Origin of the sequence: Streptomyces melanosporofaciens, assembly GCF_900105695.1 — a bacterium.
GTDB lineage: Bacteria > Actinomycetota > Actinomycetes > Streptomycetales > Streptomycetaceae > Streptomyces > Streptomyces antimycoticus.
This window is the reverse complement of record NZ_FNST01000002.1, coordinates 4,147,039-4,165,592: the sequence shown is the minus strand read 5'-3', so window position 1 is coordinate 4,165,592 and position 18,554 is coordinate 4,147,039. Positions and strand designations below refer to the sequence as shown.

At 70.6% G+C, this 18,554-nt stretch carries 12 protein-coding genes; 6 read left to right on the top strand and 6 right to left on the bottom strand.

The genetic code is table 11. From position 1 onward, the window contains the following. Positions 1–19: 19 nt before the first annotated feature. Positions 20–2,536, bottom strand: a complete 2,517-nt coding sequence (locus tag BLV72_RS20660; protein WP_093464008.1) for a D-alanyl-D-alanine carboxypeptidase family protein — start codon at positions 2,534–2,536, stop codon at positions 20–22. A gap of 255 nt (positions 2,537–2,791) precedes the next feature. Here BLV72_RS20660 and BLV72_RS20655 point away from each other — a divergent pair, with 255 nt between their 5' ends. From BLV72_RS20655 to BLV72_RS20645, 3 genes are all read left to right on the top strand, one after another. Next, positions 2,792–3,541 carry a GOLPH3/VPS74 family protein gene (locus BLV72_RS20655; protein ID WP_093464007.1) on the top strand — a complete coding sequence of 250 codons (750 nt, stop codon included), beginning with the start codon at positions 2,792–2,794 and terminating at the stop codon, positions 3,539–3,541. A gap of 380 nt (positions 3,542–3,921) precedes the next feature. Further along, positions 3,922–4,815, top strand: a complete 894-nt coding sequence (locus BLV72_RS20650; protein ID WP_093464005.1) for a helix-turn-helix domain-containing protein — start codon at positions 3,922–3,924, stop codon at positions 4,813–4,815. A gap of 193 nt (positions 4,816–5,008) precedes the next feature. Continuing rightward, entirely contained in the window at positions 5,009–5,218 is a 210-nt protein-coding gene (locus tag BLV72_RS20645; RefSeq protein WP_059148857.1) for a DUF397 domain-containing protein, read from the top strand. 133 nt (positions 5,219–5,351) lie between these two features. On the opposite strand, the gene BLV72_RS20640 is transcribed toward BLV72_RS20645, so the two are convergent. Continuing rightward, positions 5,352–6,179, bottom strand: a complete 828-nt coding sequence (locus BLV72_RS20640) for a hypothetical protein (protein ID WP_093464004.1) — start codon at positions 6,177–6,179, stop codon at positions 5,352–5,354. Between the two features lie 185 nt (positions 6,180–6,364). Here BLV72_RS20640 and BLV72_RS20635 point away from each other — a divergent pair, with 185 nt between their 5' ends. Further along, a complete protein-coding gene (locus BLV72_RS20635) occupies positions 6,365–7,147 on the top strand; it encodes an SDR family oxidoreductase (RefSeq protein ID WP_093464002.1) in 783 nt (260 codons plus the stop codon). Positions 7,148–7,460: 313 nt separating this feature from the next. Continuing rightward, a complete protein-coding gene (locus BLV72_RS20630) occupies positions 7,461–9,032 on the top strand; it encodes a sodium:solute symporter family protein (RefSeq protein WP_093464001.1) in 1,572 nt (523 codons plus the stop codon). Positions 9,033–9,068: 36 nt separating this feature from the next. On the opposite strand, the gene BLV72_RS20625 is transcribed toward BLV72_RS20630, so the two are convergent. Next, complete coding sequence (locus tag BLV72_RS20625) at positions 9,069–9,665, bottom strand: GNAT family N-acetyltransferase (RefSeq protein WP_093463999.1); 597 nt, start codon at positions 9,663–9,665, stop codon at positions 9,069–9,071. Between the two features lie 265 nt (positions 9,666–9,930). Between BLV72_RS20625 and BLV72_RS20620 the strand changes: the two genes are divergently transcribed. Next, positions 9,931–11,355, top strand: a complete 1,425-nt coding sequence (locus BLV72_RS20620; RefSeq protein ID WP_093463998.1) for a glycosyltransferase 87 family protein — start codon at positions 9,931–9,933, stop codon at positions 11,353–11,355. Here the strand turns inward: BLV72_RS20620 and BLV72_RS20615 are convergent. From BLV72_RS20615 to BLV72_RS20605, 3 genes are all read right to left on the bottom strand, one after another. Next, positions 11,340–12,464, bottom strand: a complete 1,125-nt coding sequence (locus tag BLV72_RS20615; protein WP_093463996.1) for an ADP-ribosylglycohydrolase family protein — start codon at positions 12,462–12,464, stop codon at positions 11,340–11,342. The genes BLV72_RS20620 and BLV72_RS20615 overlap by 16 nt on opposite strands. 182 nt (positions 12,465–12,646) lie before the next feature. Then, positions 12,647–15,661 carry a tetratricopeptide repeat protein gene (locus BLV72_RS20610; RefSeq protein WP_093463995.1) on the bottom strand — a complete coding sequence of 1,005 codons (3,015 nt, stop codon included), beginning with the start codon at positions 15,659–15,661 and terminating at the stop codon, positions 12,647–12,649. A 69-nt stretch (positions 15,662–15,730) separates the two neighbouring features. Next, positions 15,731–18,343 (bottom strand): bifunctional FO biosynthesis protein CofGH, encoded by a 2,613-nt coding sequence (locus tag BLV72_RS20605; protein ID WP_093463993.1) that lies wholly within the window; start codon positions 18,341–18,343, stop codon positions 15,731–15,733. Positions 18,344–18,554 lie beyond the last annotated feature (211 nt).

Below are 18,554 nucleotides of genomic sequence, written 5' to 3'. Positions count from 1 at the left end.
AACCCACTTCCCCGATGGGTCAGCCGATACGGGTCAGTTTCGCGCCGAAGGACGGCTCGGACAGGTCATCCTGCAGGGCCACCGGCGCGGTGAGCTGTCCGGGGCCCGTGCCCACGGTCACCTCGCCGACGACCGTGCCCGCCTTGGCCGAGTGCGGCACCTTCTTACCGCCGTCGCCGATCTTGATGTCGACCCCCAGACCGGACCAGCCGACCGCCTTCAGATCCTTGGTGGCGACGACCGGCGTGGTGCCGCCGAGCCCGTCGTCGATCTGGCCGACCACATCGCCCTTCTTGATGACGGTGGCCGAGGTGAGGGCGTCCTGCAGGGTGCTGATCAGCTTGTAGCTGTTGGTCTGGGCGAGCTGGAGGCTGGCGTCCAGCGTGGTGGTCGCACGCTGTTCGAGGACGACGCCGAGGATCCGCTGCTTCTTGCCGTCGATCGTCCGCACGGCGCCCCACATCAGCGCACCGCCGGCCGGGGTGGACGAACCGGTCTTGATACCGATCACGCCCGGCTTCACCAGCAGATTGTTGTTGTTGTAGATCCGGTCGTCGAGCCCCGGGATGTCGGTGTTGGGCGTCGCCACGACCGCCCGGAACGCCTCGGACTGCATCGCCGCCTTCGCCAGCTTGAGCTGGTCGGCCGCGGTGGACTTGGTGGACTCCTTCAGACCGCTGGGGTCGGTGTAGGTGGTCTGTTTCATCCCCAGGCCCTCGGCCGCGTCGTTCATCTTCTTCACGAACGCGTCGAGCGACCCGGCGTCCCAGCGGGCGAGCAGCCGGGCGATGTTGTTGCTGGAGTTGATCAGCAGCAGCTGGAGCAGCTGATGCTGGGTGAAGGTCTGCCCCTCCTTGACCTCCGCCCGCGACTCGTCGGCGGACTTGGCCTCCTCGGCCGCCTGCGCGTCGATCGTGATCTTCGGGCCCTGCGCGTCGCCCTTCAGCGGATGGTCCCTGAGCACCACATAGGCCGTCATGACCTTGGTGACGCTGGCGATCGGCACGGGCTTCTGCGCCCCGGAGGTGCCCAGGCTGCCCACGCCCTCGACCTCCGCGGCCGACTGCCCCTGGTCGGGCCACGGCAGGGACAGCTCGCCGCCGCCGAAGCGGTAGGAGGAGTCGGCGGTGAGCTTCAGCGACGGCTCCGGCAGCGGCCGCAGCGCCTGGACGACGCCCAGGATGATCACGAGCAGCGCGGCCAGCGGCGTCCAGATCTTGACCCGGCGCACCGCCGTCCGCATCGGCGTCTCGGGCTTGGGCGGCGTATTGGTCAGCTGCGCCAGCAGGTCGAGCGGCGCGGGCTGCTTGCCGTCCGAGGTCATCGGCGGCAGCGGCTGTTGCCTGGTCCGCTCGGCCTCGGGCACGCCGGCCGGCGGGGCGGCGGGGGCCGACGGCGCGGCGGACGCGGTGGGCGCGGTGGAGGGCTTCGACGGGGCCGGGTCGTCGGGGGACCGCAGTGGTACGAACTTGCTGGTCCGCTCGTTGTCCGACTCGGCGTCGGACGCCTTGGCCTTGGACGTCTTGACCTCGGACGCCTTCTCGGACGTCTTCTTGTCAGCCGGGGGGCTGACCGCCTTGAAGGCGGTGGTCGGCTGGTCGACGCCCTTCTTGCCGTCCTTTCCGGACTTCTCCGGGAGCACGCCGAAGGCGGCCGTCGGGCGGTCGACCGGCTTGTCGGAGGCGTTGTCGTCCGCGTCGGACGCGGCGGCCTTCCCGGACGCGCCCTTGGGCTCGTCCTTCTCGGCCGTCTCCTTCTTGTCCTTGTGCTTGTCCTTGTCCTTGTCCTTGTCCTCGGCCTTGGCGTCGCCGTCCGCCTTGGGCTTGACCGTACGGAAGACGGCCGTGCGCTGATCGACCGACGGCTTCGACGGCTCGTCGCCGTCCTCGTCACCCTCGGTCGCGGCTTCGGCCTCGGACGCATCTTCAGCCGTCGCGTCGGCGCCCGCCTTGGGCTTCACCGTGCGGAAGACGGCAGTCCGCTGATCCACGGACGGCTCCGACGACTCGCCGCCGTCCTCGTCCGCCTCGGTCTCGGCATCGGCCTCGGCCTCGGAGGCACCCTCAGCCTCTACGTCGGCGTCGGCGCCACCGGCACCCTCCGCGTCATCCGCGTCCGCTTCCGGCTCCACGTCCGCCTCGGGCGCATCCCCCTTGGGTGATTCATCCGGCGCACCGGAATCCGCCTCCGGCTCGTCCTTCGCCTCCGACGTCCCGGAACCTTCGCCCCGTTCACCATCGCGAACACCAGAAACCTTTGCATCGTCCCCGTCGGCAGCCGGTGCCTTCGGTTCCGCTTCAGCCTCCGCTTCGGCCCTCGTCCCGGAGGCCGCCTCGGAGGTCACATCGGGATCGCCGGAAGCCGACTGCGGCTCACCGGAACCCGACCGGAGGTCGTCGGACACGACGGCGACCGCCGTCGAGCCCTGGGCCGCCTCCGCTTCGCGCGAGATCGCGAGCCGCGGATCGCTTTCTCCCCTAGCCGTCTCCCCCGACGACTTCTGCTGATCCGACCTGCCGGGGGACTCGCCCGCCACCGATGCCTCCTCGATATGTGTCGCGGGCCGCCCTACGCCCCGTGGCGTCACGTCCCGCAGCCCAAGCTCTACCAGTGTCCTGTGCGTCCGGCATGCGATGGCGCAACGCCACAGCCGGAGAGCGTCCTCAGGTGCCCGCCCACCCGCTAGACGAGAAAGACATACCTACTGGTTCCCACCCAAACCCCCCAGGCACTCTCGACAGACCAATGTGAGAGGGGTCACCCTGTCATTCATCCACGCGGGGAGGCATGGATGGGCAGGAGCCGCAGAACAATTCCGGAGGAGCTTCTGCTGCTCGCTTTGGACCCGACCACGGGTACCACGGCGCAGCCGCAGTCGCTCGACCTGGGTCTTGCCGGGGCACAGCTAGTGGAGCTGGCCCTGGCCGGACGGATAGCCCCTGACGGGGATCGTATCGCCGTGGTGCTGCCACGGCCGACCGGAGATCCGACTCTGGACTCCGCATTGGAGTTGCTGCGCCGACGCGGCAGCCCGGTGCGCGCGGTCCACTGGATCGGCGGGCCCCGGCTGGGGCTGCGCCAGACGTACCTCACGCACCTGGAGCGTTGCGGCATGGTGCATGCCGTGGCCGGCCAGATGTGTGGCGTACTGCCGACGACGCGCTACCAGGCGACGGACACGGCGATCAGCCGGGAGATCAGGAACCGGCTGGACAGCGCGATCCGCACCGGCGTACCGCCGGACCCGCGGACCGCCGCGCTCGCCGCCCTGGCCCACGCGGTCGGACTCGGCAAGCATCTGTATCCCGGGAACGAGGGGCGCTCCTCGCGCTCCAGGCTCCGGGATCTGATCCGGCACGACCCGATGGGCGGTCTCGTGGCGCACGCCGTGATGGACGTGCAGAACGGTGTCGCGGCGCAGCCACGGCGCGCACCGGCCCCGGGCCGACAGGCGGGAACAGGCGCCGCGGCGGAGCCCGCGGCCGGCGTTCCGGCCCAGCCGTCCCGCCGCGGGAGCATGGCCCGCGTCGGAGCGCGCTGAGGCTCCTTCGGGGCACTACCGCACCACCACGTACAACCAGCCCGTCGAACGCACCAGCAGCCCGTCAGCGGGGCGGCGGAGACCGTTCCCGGCACCGTCCGGGGCGGAGCGCCACCGCCCGGCTCCGGGCGGCACCGAGCACCACTCACGCTCCACCGACCGCACCGCAGTCCCCACTGACCCGGTTCGGGAGCCGCTGAAGCGCGCGGGGTGGTGGGACGGCCGTTTTGGACGACCGGCCGTCCCACCGCCCCGCGCGCGCGTTCGTCCACCGTGGTGCGGCCGCCTTTGTGCGGCCATTTCCCAGCGCGCCCCCGTCCGGTAGTGGCAGGCTGCTGAACAGCAGAAATCAGCAGTACGAAGCCGGAGGTGCACGTCCTGTGACATCGAACGTCGGCCCCACTGTCCGGCGACGCCGGTTGGGCCAGGAGCTGCGCAGACTCCGCCAGGAGAAGGGCATGACGGCGGAGGAGGTGGCGGAGGAGCTGATGGTCTCCCAGTCGAAGATCAGCCGACTGGAGAACGGGCGCCGCAGCATCAGCCAGCGCGATGTGCGCGATCTGTGCCGCACCTACAAGGTGGAGGACAAGGCGCTGGTCGATTCCCTGATGCAAATGGCGAAGGAGTCGCGCCAGCAGGGTTGGTGGAACGCCTTCGGCGATGTGCCGTACAGCGTCTACATCGGTTTCGAGACAGATGCGGCGTCCCTGCGGGTCTATGAACCCCAGGTGCTCCCCGGTCTCTTGCAGACACCGGATTACGCGGAGGCGGTGATCAGCGGCGCCCTCCCGGAGGCCCCACAGGACCAGATCGCCCAGCGGGTCCAGGTCCGGCTCCGGCGCCAGGAGCGGATCACCGATCCGCTGGCCCCGCTGCGGCTGTGGGCGGTCGTTGACGAGGCGGCGATGCGCCGGGTGGTCGGCAACTCGAAGATCATGAGCGATCAGCTCGACTACCTGGTCCGGATGAGCCACGAGCCCCATGTGACGGTCCAGGCGCTTCCGTTCGACATGGGGTCGCATCCGGGGATGAGCGGGCAGTTCACCATCCTGGAGTTCTCGGACGAGTCGGACACCAGCGTCGTCTATCTGGAGGGCGTGACCAGCGACCTGTATCTGGAGAAGCTCAGCGATGTGCAGAGCTACAGCATGATGTACGAGCATCTGCGGGCCCAGGCGCTGAACGCGGATCAGAGCCGCCAGTTCATCACCGAGATGGCCCAGGAACACGCCCGCCGGCACCAGGAGGAGGGCAAGGCCGCCCCGGCGGACTGACGCGGGACGGGAACGCTCCGGTGCGAGAGATGAGGGGCGGAAGATACACCTCCGCACCGTGCTGCGGAAGGGGCCACGGGAATATGCCATCCGGTCGAGTGAATGGCCCGCTTTCCAGACGATGTTGCCGAGTAACGTCGGTGACGCCTCCAAACGGGGGCGGGTCTCATCAACAAAAAGCATCGGAGCACTCGTGTCCATTCAGCAGGGAAAGACGAGCATGTGGGTGAAATCCTCGTACTCGGCCGGAAACGGCGCTTGCGTGGAAATCTCCTCCCCGGTCACCAGCGAGATCGCCGTGCGCGATTCCAAGGACCCCCAGGGACCGACGCTCAGCTTCGCCCCCGCATCGTGGTCGGCCTTTGTGTCCGACGTCAGCCGTGGCGCCTTCGACCTCGGCTGATCTACCTGACACCCGGCCGCGGTAGCGCGGTCGGCGGCGCAGGGCCGCAAGCCTGTACCCGAGCCCTCTCGACCGGTCGCCGTCCCTGCCGAGAGGGCTCCAGGCGTTTCCGGCGCATTCCGGTGCCGCCGCTTCAGCGGAGTTCTGCCACGTATTGGTCTGTACCGGGAATCGTCGGAATGAACGGCGCCATGAATTCCACCCGGCCGAGACCGGCATCGGCCACCTCGCCGTCGAGACCGGTGAAACAGCGCTCCCAGCATTCCCGCGGATCGGACTGCAGGAACCAGAGCAGGGTCAGCCGGGTGTCGACCCCCTCGACCTGCTTCACATACGCCATTCGGTCCGAGGGCAGCGGGGTCGGCCGGAAGACCGTGACCATCGCGGCGGGCGAGCCCGCGAGCCGACGCGGCAGATGTCTGGATCGGAGCCACCCGAGCAGTTCCTCCCGCTGCTCCGGGCTCTCGGTCTCGATCACCTCCAGCGCCAGCCCGGCATAGGGGTGGTCCAGCGCGTGGTGGTCGCGCGGACCGGCGGCCCCGTCCCGGTAGACGGTGGCCTCGTGGTCCTGGAAGGCCGTGAAGACATGCGTACGGTCCTGGTAGACCCGCCCGTCCCGGAGCAGCCGCTTGTTGATCCCGACCGTCCACCGCATATGGTCCGCGTAGCGCCCCTCGGTGAGCCAGTAGACGGAGAGATAGCAGCCGGCGGTCACCGGCCGGGCGATCGCCGACTTCTCCGGATAGCGCAGCAGTTGCAGTTCACGGGTGGCGACCCAGCGGCGGCCCGCGTAGATCCACGGCATGGCCATCGCGCCCGCGATGAAGTGGTCGTCCTCGTACCAGCGGTTGTAGGCGTACTCATGACCCGGATGCGGCTCGACCATCGTGATCAGGGCATGCCCCGGGCGCACTCCGTACGGGCCGACGGAGGCCAGTTCCGCGTACGCGTCGCTTGTCATGCCCCCCAGGTTTAGCTGACGTAACGTCAGTTGGGGAGAGGGCTGTCGGCATCAAGTGCGCGGAATCGGACGGCGGCCGCACGGCCGGGAGTGGCCTTCCGCCCGAGCCGGACCGCTGCCGCGCTCTGGCCATCTGCGCGCCGCACCCCTAACCTGACGCGACGCCAGACACGGGAGGTGCCGCCATGCCGCTGCAGGGCAAGACCGTCGTCGTCTCCGGGGTCGGGCCCGGGCTGGGGGCCCGGGTGGTGGCCGCGTGCGTCCGGGACGGGGCGCGGGTGGTGATGGGGGCGCGGACCGAGGAGCGGCTGCCGAAGGTGGCGGAGGAGGTCGATCCGGGCGGTGAGCACACCGCCTGGCGGCCGACCGACATCGCGGACGAGGAGCAGTGCGAGGCCCTCGCCGCGCTCGCCCTGGACCGATTCGGCCGGATCGACGCCGTCGTCCATGTGGCCGCGTTGGACAGCCACTTCGGCGGGCTGGAGGACGCCGACTTCACGTCCTGGGCCAAAGTGGTGGACGTCAATCTCTTCGGGACGCTGCGGATGACCCGCGCCTGCCTGCCCGCGCTCAAACGGAACGGCGGCTCGGTCGTGCTGATCGGCACCCAGTCGTCCTCCGCCGCCCCCACCAAGGTGCGCCAGACCGCGTACGCCGCCTCCAAGGGCGCGCTGACCTCCACCATGTACGCGCTCGCGCGCGAGCTGGGTCCGCATCGGATACGGGTCAACACCGTGCAGCCCGGCTGGATGTGGGGGCCGCCGGTGCGCGCGTATGTGGCCTTCACGGCACAGACCGAAGGGGTGAGCGAGGCCGAGGTGCTGGCCCGGCTCACGGACGCGATGGCCCTGCCCGAACTGGCGACGGACGGGGATGTGGCGGAGGCCGCGGTGTTCCTGGCCTCCGACCGGGCCCGGGCGATCACCGGACAGTCGCTGCTGGTGAACGCCGGTGAGCTGATGCGTTAGCGCGACTCCTGTCCGGCCTTTCGGGATCCCGCTCCCGTACGACCCATCGATCGGTGGGCGTGCGTCTGACGAAGTGCCCGCTCATCGTGGGTTCACGAGCATGCGAACGACAACGCCCCGTCAGGTCAAGAAAGAGTAAATTCGTTCTTCTTTCTGATCTGTGTTCACACTCGTGACCCTTAGAACCCTTGACCGGTCACCCGAACGAGCGGTTCAATCCCGGAAGTACCCCGCTCCCGCTCGGGGGAACCGCCCATGACGAACGTCGCGGCGAAGTGCGCTCCCGTTCATATGGCGGACCCCTGGAGGGGACATGAACAGTCTCGACTGGGTTGTACTGATCGGCTACTTCGGTGTCATGGTCGGCATCGGCCTCTGGTCGCACAAGCGTGTGGACAACGTCAGCGACTTCTTCACGGCCGGCGGCAAGATGCCCTGGTGGCTGTCCGGCATCTCGCACCACATGTCCGGCTACAGCGCGGTGATGTTCACGGGATACGCGGCCATCGCCTATCAATACGGCATCACTTCCTATGTCACCTGGTCCTTCCCGATCGCCATCGGCATCGCGATCGGCGCCAACCTCTTCGCTCCGCGCCTCAACCGGGTGCGCAGCAAGCTGAAGGTGGCCTCACCGCTCGAATACCTGAAGAACCGCTACAACCTCCCCACCCAGCAGGCGCTGGCCTGGTCCGGGGTGCTGTTGAAGATCGTCGACGTGGGCGCCAAGTGGGCGGCCATCGCCACCCTGTTGTCCATCTTCACCGGCGTCTCGCTCAACCAGGGCATCCTGATCACGGGCGTGGTCACCGCCATCTACTGCACCGTGGGCGGGCTGTGGGCCGACGCGCTCACCGAACTCGGCCAGTTCATCATCCAGTTCATCGCGGGCATCGCGATGCTGATCGCGGTGCTCAACGAGCTGGACGGCTTCTCCACCTTCTGGACCGTCTGGGACGACCTCCCCAGCAGCCACCACGAGCCCACCGTCGGCCCGTACACCTTGATCTTCCTGCTGGCCTACCTCTTCATCAAGACCTTCGAGTACAACGGCGGCATGTGGAACCAGGCGCAGCGCTACATGGCGACCGACAGCGCCCACTCCGCCAAGCGCTCGGCCCGCCTGTCGGCCATCCTGTGGTTCGTATGGCCGCTGGTCCTGTTCTTCCCCATGTGGGTCGCGCCCCTGATCATCAAGACGGACAAGCCCGCCGACTCCTACGCCCAGATGGCCGAACATCTGCTGCCGCACGGTCTGCTGGGGCTGGTGATCGTCGGCTTCTTCTCGCACACCATGGCGATGTGTTCCTCGGACGCCAACGCGATCGCGGCGGTGGTGACGCGGGACATCATGCCCGCGATCTTCAAGTCCGTCCGGGAATGGTCCTCCCGCACCGGGTTGCTCGCGGCCCGCTACACCACGCTGCTCTTCCTCGCCCTGTCCATGGCCATCGCCACCCAGGTCAACTCGGACTTCTTCGGCGACATCATCACCGTGGTGATCAAGTGGGTCGCCGGGTTGATGGGGCCGATCGCGATCCCGCTGATGCTGGGCATGCTGCGCGCCTTCCGCAAATCGGGGCCGACGGCGGCGCTGGTCAGCTGGGCGCTCGGACTGGTCGCCTTCTACCTGGTCAACTACCCGATCAACGACGCGATCGACGGAGGCGTGAACCTGGAGTACCAGATCTCCGTCCCGCTCGCGGTCTCGCTCGTGCTCTTCATCGTCGTCGGCTACATCAAGCCGGAGGACACCCCGGAGCGCGATGCCATCCTCGCCTCGCTCAACTCGGATGACGACGGGTCGGGTTCAGCGAGTGCCGCACTGTCGGAGCCCGAGCAGGGCGCGGCCGGCCAGAAGTCGGTCGCGGGCGCCACGGACTGACGCCCTCCGCTCGGCGGCCACGATCCGGGCCGCCGGTCACCTCCCCACGTGGGGTGACCGGCGGCCCGGTTCCGTCTGCGGGTCCGTGCCTGTCGTCAGATCGCGCTGCATGAGGTGGGTGTCGATCCAGCGTCCGTGCTTACGGCCGACACCGGCCAGCGTGCCCGCCGGGGTGAAGCCGAAGCGCCGGTGGAGGGCGGCCGAGGCGTCGCTGCCGGAGTCGGCGATGACCGCGACGACCTGCCGTACGCCCGCCTCGGCGCAGCGGGTGAGCAGGGCGCCGAGCAGCGCGGCCCCCAGCCCCGCGCCGGTCCGGCCGGGGGCGAGGTAGATGGCGTCCTCGGCGGTGTGGCGGTACGCGGGCTTGGGGCGCCAGGGCCCGGCGTAGGCGTATCCGGCGACCGTACGGCGGGTCTCCCCAGGGACCTCCTCGGCGACCTCGGCGACTTCGGCGACCAGGAACGGCAGCCCCCGTTCCGTCAGGTCCGCCAGCCGCCGCGCCCAGTCGTCGACGGTGGGCGGGACCTCCTCGAAGGTGACGACGGTCTCGGTGACGTAATGGCTGAAGATCGCGGCGATGGCGCCCAGGTCGGTGTGGGTCGCATCACGTATGACGGCGGTGGAGGCAGGCACCGGCCCACCTTACGGCGGACGGTCCCGGGGGCGGCCGCCTTACGGCCGGCCCGTCCCCGGCGGCGGGGCGGAAGTGGAACGTGATGCAGGGGTGACGATCGGGAGATCCACGCTGTCCAGGCAATCTCTCCTCCACCTGCCGTCCACATCCGGAACGTACGATGGGCGGTCGTCCGAGCCGACCGCCCCCGACCGCACCATCCCCGGACCCGACTCGTCGACCGCCCTGACCGAGTCGCGGTCCCCAGGGACCTCTGGAGCTCCCGTGACCGCCACACAGACGATCACCGACTCCCGGATCCACCGGGCCCGCGCCCTCGTACTGCGGCGGCCGGTGCTGTGCGCGGCGGTCTTCTGCCTGCTCTCCTTCACCGGGTTCTGGATCGCGCAGCGGGCCGCCCAGGTGTCGATGGTCGATCTGCTGGTCTATCGCGCCGAGGGATGGACCGTACGCAATGCCCAGGATCTGTATGACATGCGGGCGACTCGGCATCATCTCCCCAATACCTATCCGCCGTTCGCGGCCCTGGTCTTCACCCCGCTGACCGTGATGGGCACGGGCGTCCTGCGGACCTTCGGGACGGCCGTCAACCTCGGCCTGATGGTCGCCGTGGCCCATCTGTCGCTGCGGCTGATCGATCTGCCCGCCCGGGTGCCGCGACCGGCCGCCGTCCTGGCCCTGGCCGCCGTCGCGGTGTGGTGTGAGCCGGTCTGGACGACCCTGCGCTACGGGCAGATCAATCTGCTGGTCACGGCGTTGGTGCTGGGGGACCTGACCCGCCGGACGGGCCACCGCTGGGCCGGGGCCGGGACGGGCATCGCCACCGGGATCAAGCTGACCCCGGGGCTCTTCGTGGTCTTCCTGGGGCTCGCCGGGCTGCTCCTCGGCCTGCGTCGGCTGTGGGCGGCCGGGGCGGCCCGGGGGCGAGCCGAGCCCGGCAGCGGACTGCCGCGGCGGCGCTTCTGGAACGACCATCTGCGGCGCGCGGGCGTCGCGACCGCCGCCTTCGCCCTTACGGTCGCGTTCTCGGCCCTGGCACTGCCGCATGACTCCCGGCGCTTCTGGACCGAGGTCCTCTTCGCGACCGACCGCCCCGGCGATGTCGAGGGCGCGGGCAACCAGAACCTCAAGGGCGCGCTCGCCCGTATCCTGCACACCCCCGACCCCGGCATGTGGTGGCTCATGGCGGCCGCGCTGGTGGGCTGTGTGGGCCTGGCCACGGCGGTCGCGGCTCAGCTCACCGACGACAGCCGGCTGCCGAACGCCCCCGCCTGGGCCGCCCTGACCTGCGCCGTGACCGCCCTCATGGTCAGCCCGGTCTCCTGGTCGCACCACTGGGTGTGGGCCGTCCCGATGGTGCTGCTGCTCGCGGTGGAGGCGGCGCGGCGGCGTACGGCGGGCTGGACGGCCTGGACGGTGGTGACCGGGCTGCTGTTCTGCTCCTTCATGGTCTGGTACGCGCCCCACAGCAGGCCGACCCGGGTGGAACTCCACCAGAACCCCGCCCAGATGCTCCTCACCGCCGTCTATCCGCTGATCGGCGTCGCCTTCCTGGGCGTGGCCGCGTATCTGACCCTGCGCGCCATAAGGCGTCCATGGGAGGGGATCGGGACCGTGGGGCGGCAGTTGGCCGCCGCCGGTCCGGATACGGCGCGGCGGCGGCCGGAGCGGACCTACGCGCGCGGGTAACGGGTGAGCCAGGCCGGGGAGGAGCTGCCCGGGCCGTGGAGCGCCGGACCCTGGGTCATCTCCATGGCGAAGTCGTCGGCCAGCTCCAGGATCGTGCCGCGCCCCTCGACCTCCGCCAGCCAGGCGGGCGGCAGCGCCGTCTCGCCGTGCAGCACGCCCAGCAGATTGCCGCAGATGGCCGCCGTGGAGTCGCTGTCCCCGCCGTGGTTGACCGCGAGCAGCAGCCCATGGCGGACGTCCTCGGCGACCAGCGCGCAGTACAGGCCCATCGCCAGGGCCTCCTCACCGGTCCAGCCCTGGCCCAGGGACGCGACGCGCTCGGGGGTCGGCAGGCCCTGCCGTACGGCGCCGAGCGCGTACCGCAGCGCGTTGGTGGTCTCCTCGTGGCCGGGGCGGGTGGCCAGATGGGCGAGGGCGCGCTGGACGGCTCCGTCCAGCGCCTCGCCGCGCGCCAGGCCGTGCACGATGAGGGCGAAGGCACCGGCCGCGAGATAGCCGGTGGGGTGGCCGTGGGTCTGGGCCGCGCACTCGATGGCCAGCTGAAAGACGAGCTGTGGCTCCCAGCCCACCAGCAATCCGAAGGGGGCGGAGCGCATCACGGCGCCGCATCCCTTGGAGTCGGGGTTCTTGGGCGCCTCCAGGGTGCCCATGGTCTCGTCGGCGAGCGCGGTGATACAGGCCCGGCCCGGGGAGCGCTGGGCGTAGAGCCACTCCTCGCGGGCCAGCCAGCCGGCGTCCTTACGGCGCTCATCGGGGCCCCAGTCGCGCTGGGTGGAGTACCAGCGGCGGTGTGCGGAGTGGATGTCGGTGGGCGGATGCCAGGCGCCCGTGTCGCGGCGCACCTGCGCCCGTATCAGCCCGTCCACCGTGAACAGGGTCATCTGGGTGTCGTCGGTGACCCGTCCGCGACCGCCATAGGCGGGCAGGAAGTCCGTCACGCCCTCGGCTCCGTGCGCCGCCCTGATCTCGTCCAGCGAGGCGAACTCGACGGCCGCCCCCAGCGCGTCCCCGATGGCCCCGCCGAGCAGACAGCCGCGCACCCGGCTGCGGAAGTCCTGCTGTTCGGCGCGGCCCCATACGCCGGTCGCTGCGCTGGCGGTTGCGGTCACGACCCATGCCTCTTTTCTTCGCTGCGTGAATGGCCCTGAACTGTCTTTGAACTGTAATGGACACCGAATGATCGCCTCTTGGCCGCCGAGGATTGTGAAGGCGTCATCACCGGGAAGACGACGGATGGACGCATTCCGAAAATGCGAATTCCCTCACCGAATGTCGTATGCGCTCCGGGCCCTTATCCGAGCGCCGACGGGCCGGGCTCCAGGGCCGTGCGAAGCTCGGCGAGCGGCGCGCGGAGGGTGGCGAGCAGGGCGGGATCCGCCCCGGGTATCCGGGCGAGCTCGTCCAGGAAGCGGATGGCGACGTCGACGATCTGCCAGTACGGCCGGGTGGCGGGCAGCTCCGCCACGAGACGCGCCGCCCCGGCCCCGTCCCCGAGGGCGGCCCTGCTGATGATCGGGGCGGCCCCCCGGGCCTGTGCGTCCCATTGGCCGCCGTGCTCCTCCAGGAGCGCTTCGAATGCGGTCCACAGCCCGCGCGCCTCGATGAGACCGGCCGCGTGGGTCACCAGCATCGCGTGCTCGAAGGCGATGTCGAGGTCCTGGCCGTCCAGCGCCGCCGCCCGTTCGATGTCCGTGGCGGCCTCGGCGTACCGGCCCGCCTGGCGGTGGCACCTCGCCCTGGACTCCAGCGCGAGCAGGCTGTCGGGGCGGAGCCCGAGCGCCCGGTCCAGATCGGCGAGGGCGGCCTCGCCGTCGCCCAGGCGCAGCCGCAGGGCACCCCGGTTCGCCAGCGCCCACGCGTTGTCGGGAGAGGCGGAGGCGGCGGCGTCGAAATCCGCCAGGGCTTCGCCGAGCAGACCGATGTGCTCATGCGTCTGCCCTCGACAGACCAGCGCGAACACATACGACGGCTCGATCTCGATGGCCCGGCCGAAGTCCGCCAGCGCCTCCTGGAAGCGGTCCATCATCCGGTATGCCTCGCCGCGCTCGGCGAGCACTGCCTGGTCCTCGGGGTGGGACGCCAGGCACCGGTCGGCCGCCTCGATCGCCTCCGCATAACGGTCCAGATTGCGAAGGGCGTGGACGCGCCCGAACGCGGCGTAGTCGGCACCGAGTTCGAGGGCCCGGTCACAGTCCGCGAGCGCCTCTTCGTGCCGCCCCAGAAAGCGGTAGGTCCTGGCCCGCTCCGCGTAGATCCAGGACCATTCGGGGGTGATCTCCACCGCCCGCCCGAAATCCGCCAGCGCTTTCTCGTAGTCCTCCATGGCGTGGTGGACCTGAGCGCGGGTCCCCACGGTCCATGCGCTCTCATGCAGGTCGAAGGAGCGATCGAGGTCCGCCAGGCTTTCCTCGTACCGCCCGAGAAGGCGATACGTCTCGCCGCGCCGGGCGAGCGGCCAGGGAAAGTCGGGATCCAGTGTCACGGCGCGGTCGAAGCTCTCCAGCGCCTGCTCGTACAGGTCCCTGTCGAGGTACACACCCCCGCGGGCGGCAAGAGCACGCACACAGTCGGGGTCCAGCTCCAGCGCTCGCTCCGCGTCCGCCAGCGCCCCTTCCAGCTCGTTCATGTCGCCGCGCACCATGCCGCGGAGCCCGAGCGCCATGGACATGGCCCGCTCATCCGACCCGACCTCATCCAGCAGCCGCGTCACATTGTCGACCAGGTCGCTCCTCGTGGACTCCGCGAGAAGCCGGTCACCCCAGGCCGCCACCGACCCACTGCCGGAATCCCGGCCCGCCTCCACGAGCATCTGCCTCCAGCGGTGGTCCCACGACGACGACGTGTAGTCGATATACGCGCACACATACGCGCGCAGCTCCTCGCGCAGGGCTTCCTCCGGAGTCGCGCACAGCCGGTGGTAAGCCTCCTCGAGCCGATAGTCCAGCCATCGCTCGTGCTCCCACTTCTCGTCGCCCTCCAGCGTCTCCTCGATCTGCCGCTGCCAGCGCGCGAACGCCTCGGCCAGCCGGAGGTGACGGGCGCGCCAGGCCTGCGGGGACTGGTTGCGCTGGAGCCGCAGCATGGCCGTACGGACGACCTGGTGGTAGCCGCAGCGGCCGGAGCCGTCGGCCACGAACGGGAGTGAACGCAGCCAGCCGTAGAGGTCGGCCGCCTCGTCCTCGACCGCGGCCGCGAAGACGTCCTCGTCCAGGCTCCGGGGCAGGGCCGCGGCCAGGGCGGCGGAGCGGTGGGTCTCGTCGCTCACCCACTTCAGGAAGCGCTCGACGGCGGTGCCGGAGGGGTCGCCCACGGCCTCGGGGGTGGTGGGACGGGCCTCTGCCAGCATGGACACCAGCACGGGCAGCCCTCCGGTGAGCCTCAGGACGACCTCGACCACCTGCTCGTCGACCACGCCCTTGGCGGTGAGGAGCTGCCGGGCCTCCGTCTCGGTGAAGGGGACGAGGGGGAGGTCGGCGACGAGGTCGGCGTAGTCGGCCCAGCAGCGCGGGGCGAGCGTGCCCTGTCCGGCCAGCGTCACCACCGCGTTGGCCGGGAGCGAGCCGTAGCGGCCCTCGAACATCACATCGCGCAGCCACAGGTCGAGCAGCGGACCGGTGCGCTCATAGGTGTCGAAGAACCACGCCATCCAGGGCACGGACGCGGCCACCTCGCCCACGTCCTCGAGGAACGCGGGGGTGAGGGCGTCCAGCGGCGACATCACCAGGTCCACGTCGTCATGGCTGCGGAGGCGGGCGCTGAGCTTGGCCCGCGCGCGGTCGGCGGCCTGGGCGACCCGGTCCGGTTCCGCGGCCCCGGCCAACGCCCCGACGCCCGGCACCATGCCGAGCCCGATCAGCCCCGCCCGGGCGACGAACGCGCTGGACGCCGACGGCCGGGGCTCGCCCGCCGCCTCCTCCGAAGGCTGCGGCGCGGGCTGCTGCGCAGCCGAATCGGCCTCGTGGCGCCGCTGCCGGTAGGTGGCCAGCAGCTTGTCGAAGGACTTCAGCGGATGGCCCTGGTGGGCGAACTGGGCGCTGATGGCCGCCATCACCTCGGGGACACTGTTGACCGACTCGTCCACGGAGGCGGTGAGCGCCCGGTGTTCCCGCGCGGTGTTCTCCAGCTGCCGCAGCAGCGTCGTCTTGCCCACCCCGGCGTCGCCGCGCACATGGAACAGGAAGTGGTGCGCGGCGTCCTCGGGCGGCACCGCGAAGTTCTCCCGGAACGCGGCCAGCTCCTGCCGCCGCCCCACGAACCGGCGCCGCTGCCGGATCAGCTCCCGAATCGTCGGACGCTGCGCTGCCATGGGTGCCCCTTCCCCCCGCTTCCCATGGCAGCGTATCCGCGCGGCGCGCCTGCGAACCCTGAGCCGGGCTCAGTCCCCCAGCACCGGGAGCAGCTCCGGCAGATGGCCGTCCGAGGCGAGGGCCGCGGCCTGGCGCTCCTCGGGGACGGGGCCGTAGGTGGTGGTGCGGGGGCGGGCGGGGCGTCCGGTCAGCTCGGCGATGGCCACCAGGTCCTGGATGGAGCGGTAGGAGCCGTAGGAGGAACCCGCCATACGGGAGATGGTCTCCTCCATAAGGGTGCCGCCCAGGTCGTTGGCGCCGGAGCGGAGCATCTCGGCGGCGCCCTCCGCGCCCAGCTTCACCCAGCTCGTCTGGATATTGGGGATATGGGGGTGGAGCAGGATCCGCGCCATGGCGGTGACGGCCCGGTTGTCGCGGCTGGTGGGGCCGGGGCGGGCGATACCGGCGAGGTAGACGGGGGCGTTGGTGTGGATGAAGGGGAGGGTGACGAATTCGGTGAAGCCGCCCGTCTCCTGCTGGATCTCGGCGAGCAGCCGCAGATGGGCCAACCAGTGGCGGGGCTGGTCCACATGGCCGTACATCATCGTGGACGAGGACCGGACGCCCAGCTCATGCGCCGTCTTGACGACCTCGATCCAGGTGGCCGTCGGCAGCTTGCCCTTGGTGAGGACCCAGCGCACCTCGTCGTCCAGGATCTCGGCCGCCGTGCCGGGGATGGTGTCCAGGCCCGCCTCGCGCGCCGCCGTCAGCCATTCGCGGATGGACATCCCGGTGCGGGTCGCCCCGTTGACGACCTCCATCGGGGAGAAGGCGTGGACATGCACCCCGGGCACGCGCTCCTTGACGGCGCGGGCGATGTCGAAGTACGCGGTGCCGGGCAGGTCGGGGTGGATGCCGCCCTGCATGCAGACCTCCACCGCGCCCACGTCCCACGCCTGCTGGGCGCGGTCGGCGACCTGGTCCAGGGAGAGGGTGTAGGCGTCGGCGTCCGTACGGCGCTGGGCGAAGGCGCAGAAGCGGCAGCCGGTGTAGCAGACATTGGTGAAGTTGATGTTCCGGGTGACGATGTAGGTGACATCGTCACCGACCGCCGCCCGGCGCAGATCGTCGGCGATGCGGCACAGGGCGTCGAGCGCCGGGCCGTCGGCGTGGAACAGGGCCAGCGCCTCGGGGTCGGTCAGCTTGGTCGGGTCGTCGGCGGCCTGGGCCAGCGCGGCCTTGACGTCGCCGTCGATGCGGGAGGGGACCATCCCGGGGGCCGCGGCCTCGCGCAGCGCCTCCCAGTCGCCGTAGACCTCGTCGAAGTCCTTACGGCGGTCACCGGTGCGGCCCTCGGTGTCGATGGTGTGGTGCAGATCGGTGCGGCCGGAGGCGCTGAACGCCTCGTCCGGCTCCTGCCAGGGCAGCCCGGTGGGAGTCGCGTCCTCGCGGGCCAGGCCGGTCGCGGGGTCGGCGAGGGCGGTCACATGCGGCAGCAGCCGGGGGTCCAGCCAGGGCTCGCCGCGCTGGATGTACTCGGGGTAGACCGCGAGCCGTTCGCGCAGGCTGAAGCCGGCGGCGGCGGAGCGCTCGGCCAGCTCGTCCACCTGGGGCCAGGGGCGCTCGGGGTTGACGTGGTCCGGGGTGAGCGGCGAGACGCCGCCCCAGTCGTCGATACCGGCGCCGATGAGCTGCTCGTACTCCGCGTCGACCAGGTTGGGCGGGGCCTGGATGCAGGCGGACGGGCCCAGGATGTGGCGGGCGACGGCGACGGTGGCGACCAGGTCGTCCAGCTCCGCGTCCGGCATGCCCCGCATCGCGGTGTCCGGTTTGGCGCGGAAGTTCTGGATGATGACTTCCTGGATGCCGTGGTACGAGCGGGAGACGCGGCGCAGCGCGAACAGCGACTCCGCCCGCTCCTCCGGTGTCTCGCCGATCCCGATCAGCAGCCCGCTGGTGAACGGGACGGAGCTGCGCCCGGCGTCCTCCAGAACGCGCAGCCGCACCGCCGGTTCCTTGTCGGGCGAGCCGTAGTGGGGGCCGCCGGGCTCGCTCCACAGCCGCTCGGCGGTGGTCTCCAGCATCATGCCCATGGAGGGGGCGACCGGCTTGAGCCGCTGGAAGTCGGTCCAGGTCATCGCGCCCGGGTTGAGGTGGGGCAGGAGGCCGGTCTCCTCCAGGATGCGGATCGCCATGGCGCGTACATACGCGATGGTGTCGTCGTACCCCTCGGCCTCCAGCCATGCACGCGCCTCGGGCCAGCGGTCCTCGGGACGGTCGCCGAGAGTGATCAGCGCTTCCTTGCAGCCCATTTCGGCGCCCCGGCGGGCGATGGCCAGGACCTCGTCGGGCGACATGAACATCCCGTGGCCCGCGCGGCGCAGCTTGCCGGGCACGGTCGCGAAGGTGCAGTAGTGACACTTGTCCCGGCACAGCCGGGTGAGCGGGATGAAGACGCTGCGCGAGTAGGTGATGACCCCGCGGCGGCCGGCCGCCTCCAGGCCCGCGTCGCGGACCTTGGCGGCGGAGGCCATCAGATCCTTCAGGTCGTCACCGCGCGCCTGGAGCAGCACCGCCGCCTCGGCGGTGTCCAGCGCCACGCCGTCGCGGGCGCGCTTGAGCGCACGGCGCATCGCGTTGGCTGTGGGGGCGGCGGAGCCAGTCGGGGCAGCCGGTTCGTTTCCCTGCGCGCTCGTGGTCATCCTCCGAGCATACGAGCGGTGTGTGACACCGCCAGACGGGCCGGGCCTGCGGTTTTGTGGGTCTGATCACGGCTGTCGCGGGCCATGGGCGGGAATAGGACACCGGGAAACGTGCGGGCTACAGACGGCGGGTGCCGACGTCCGCTGCCCGGACGGGACTTGGCGCGGCGGGGGCCGCGGCGCGTGAGGGACGGGATGGGCGCGGGGGATG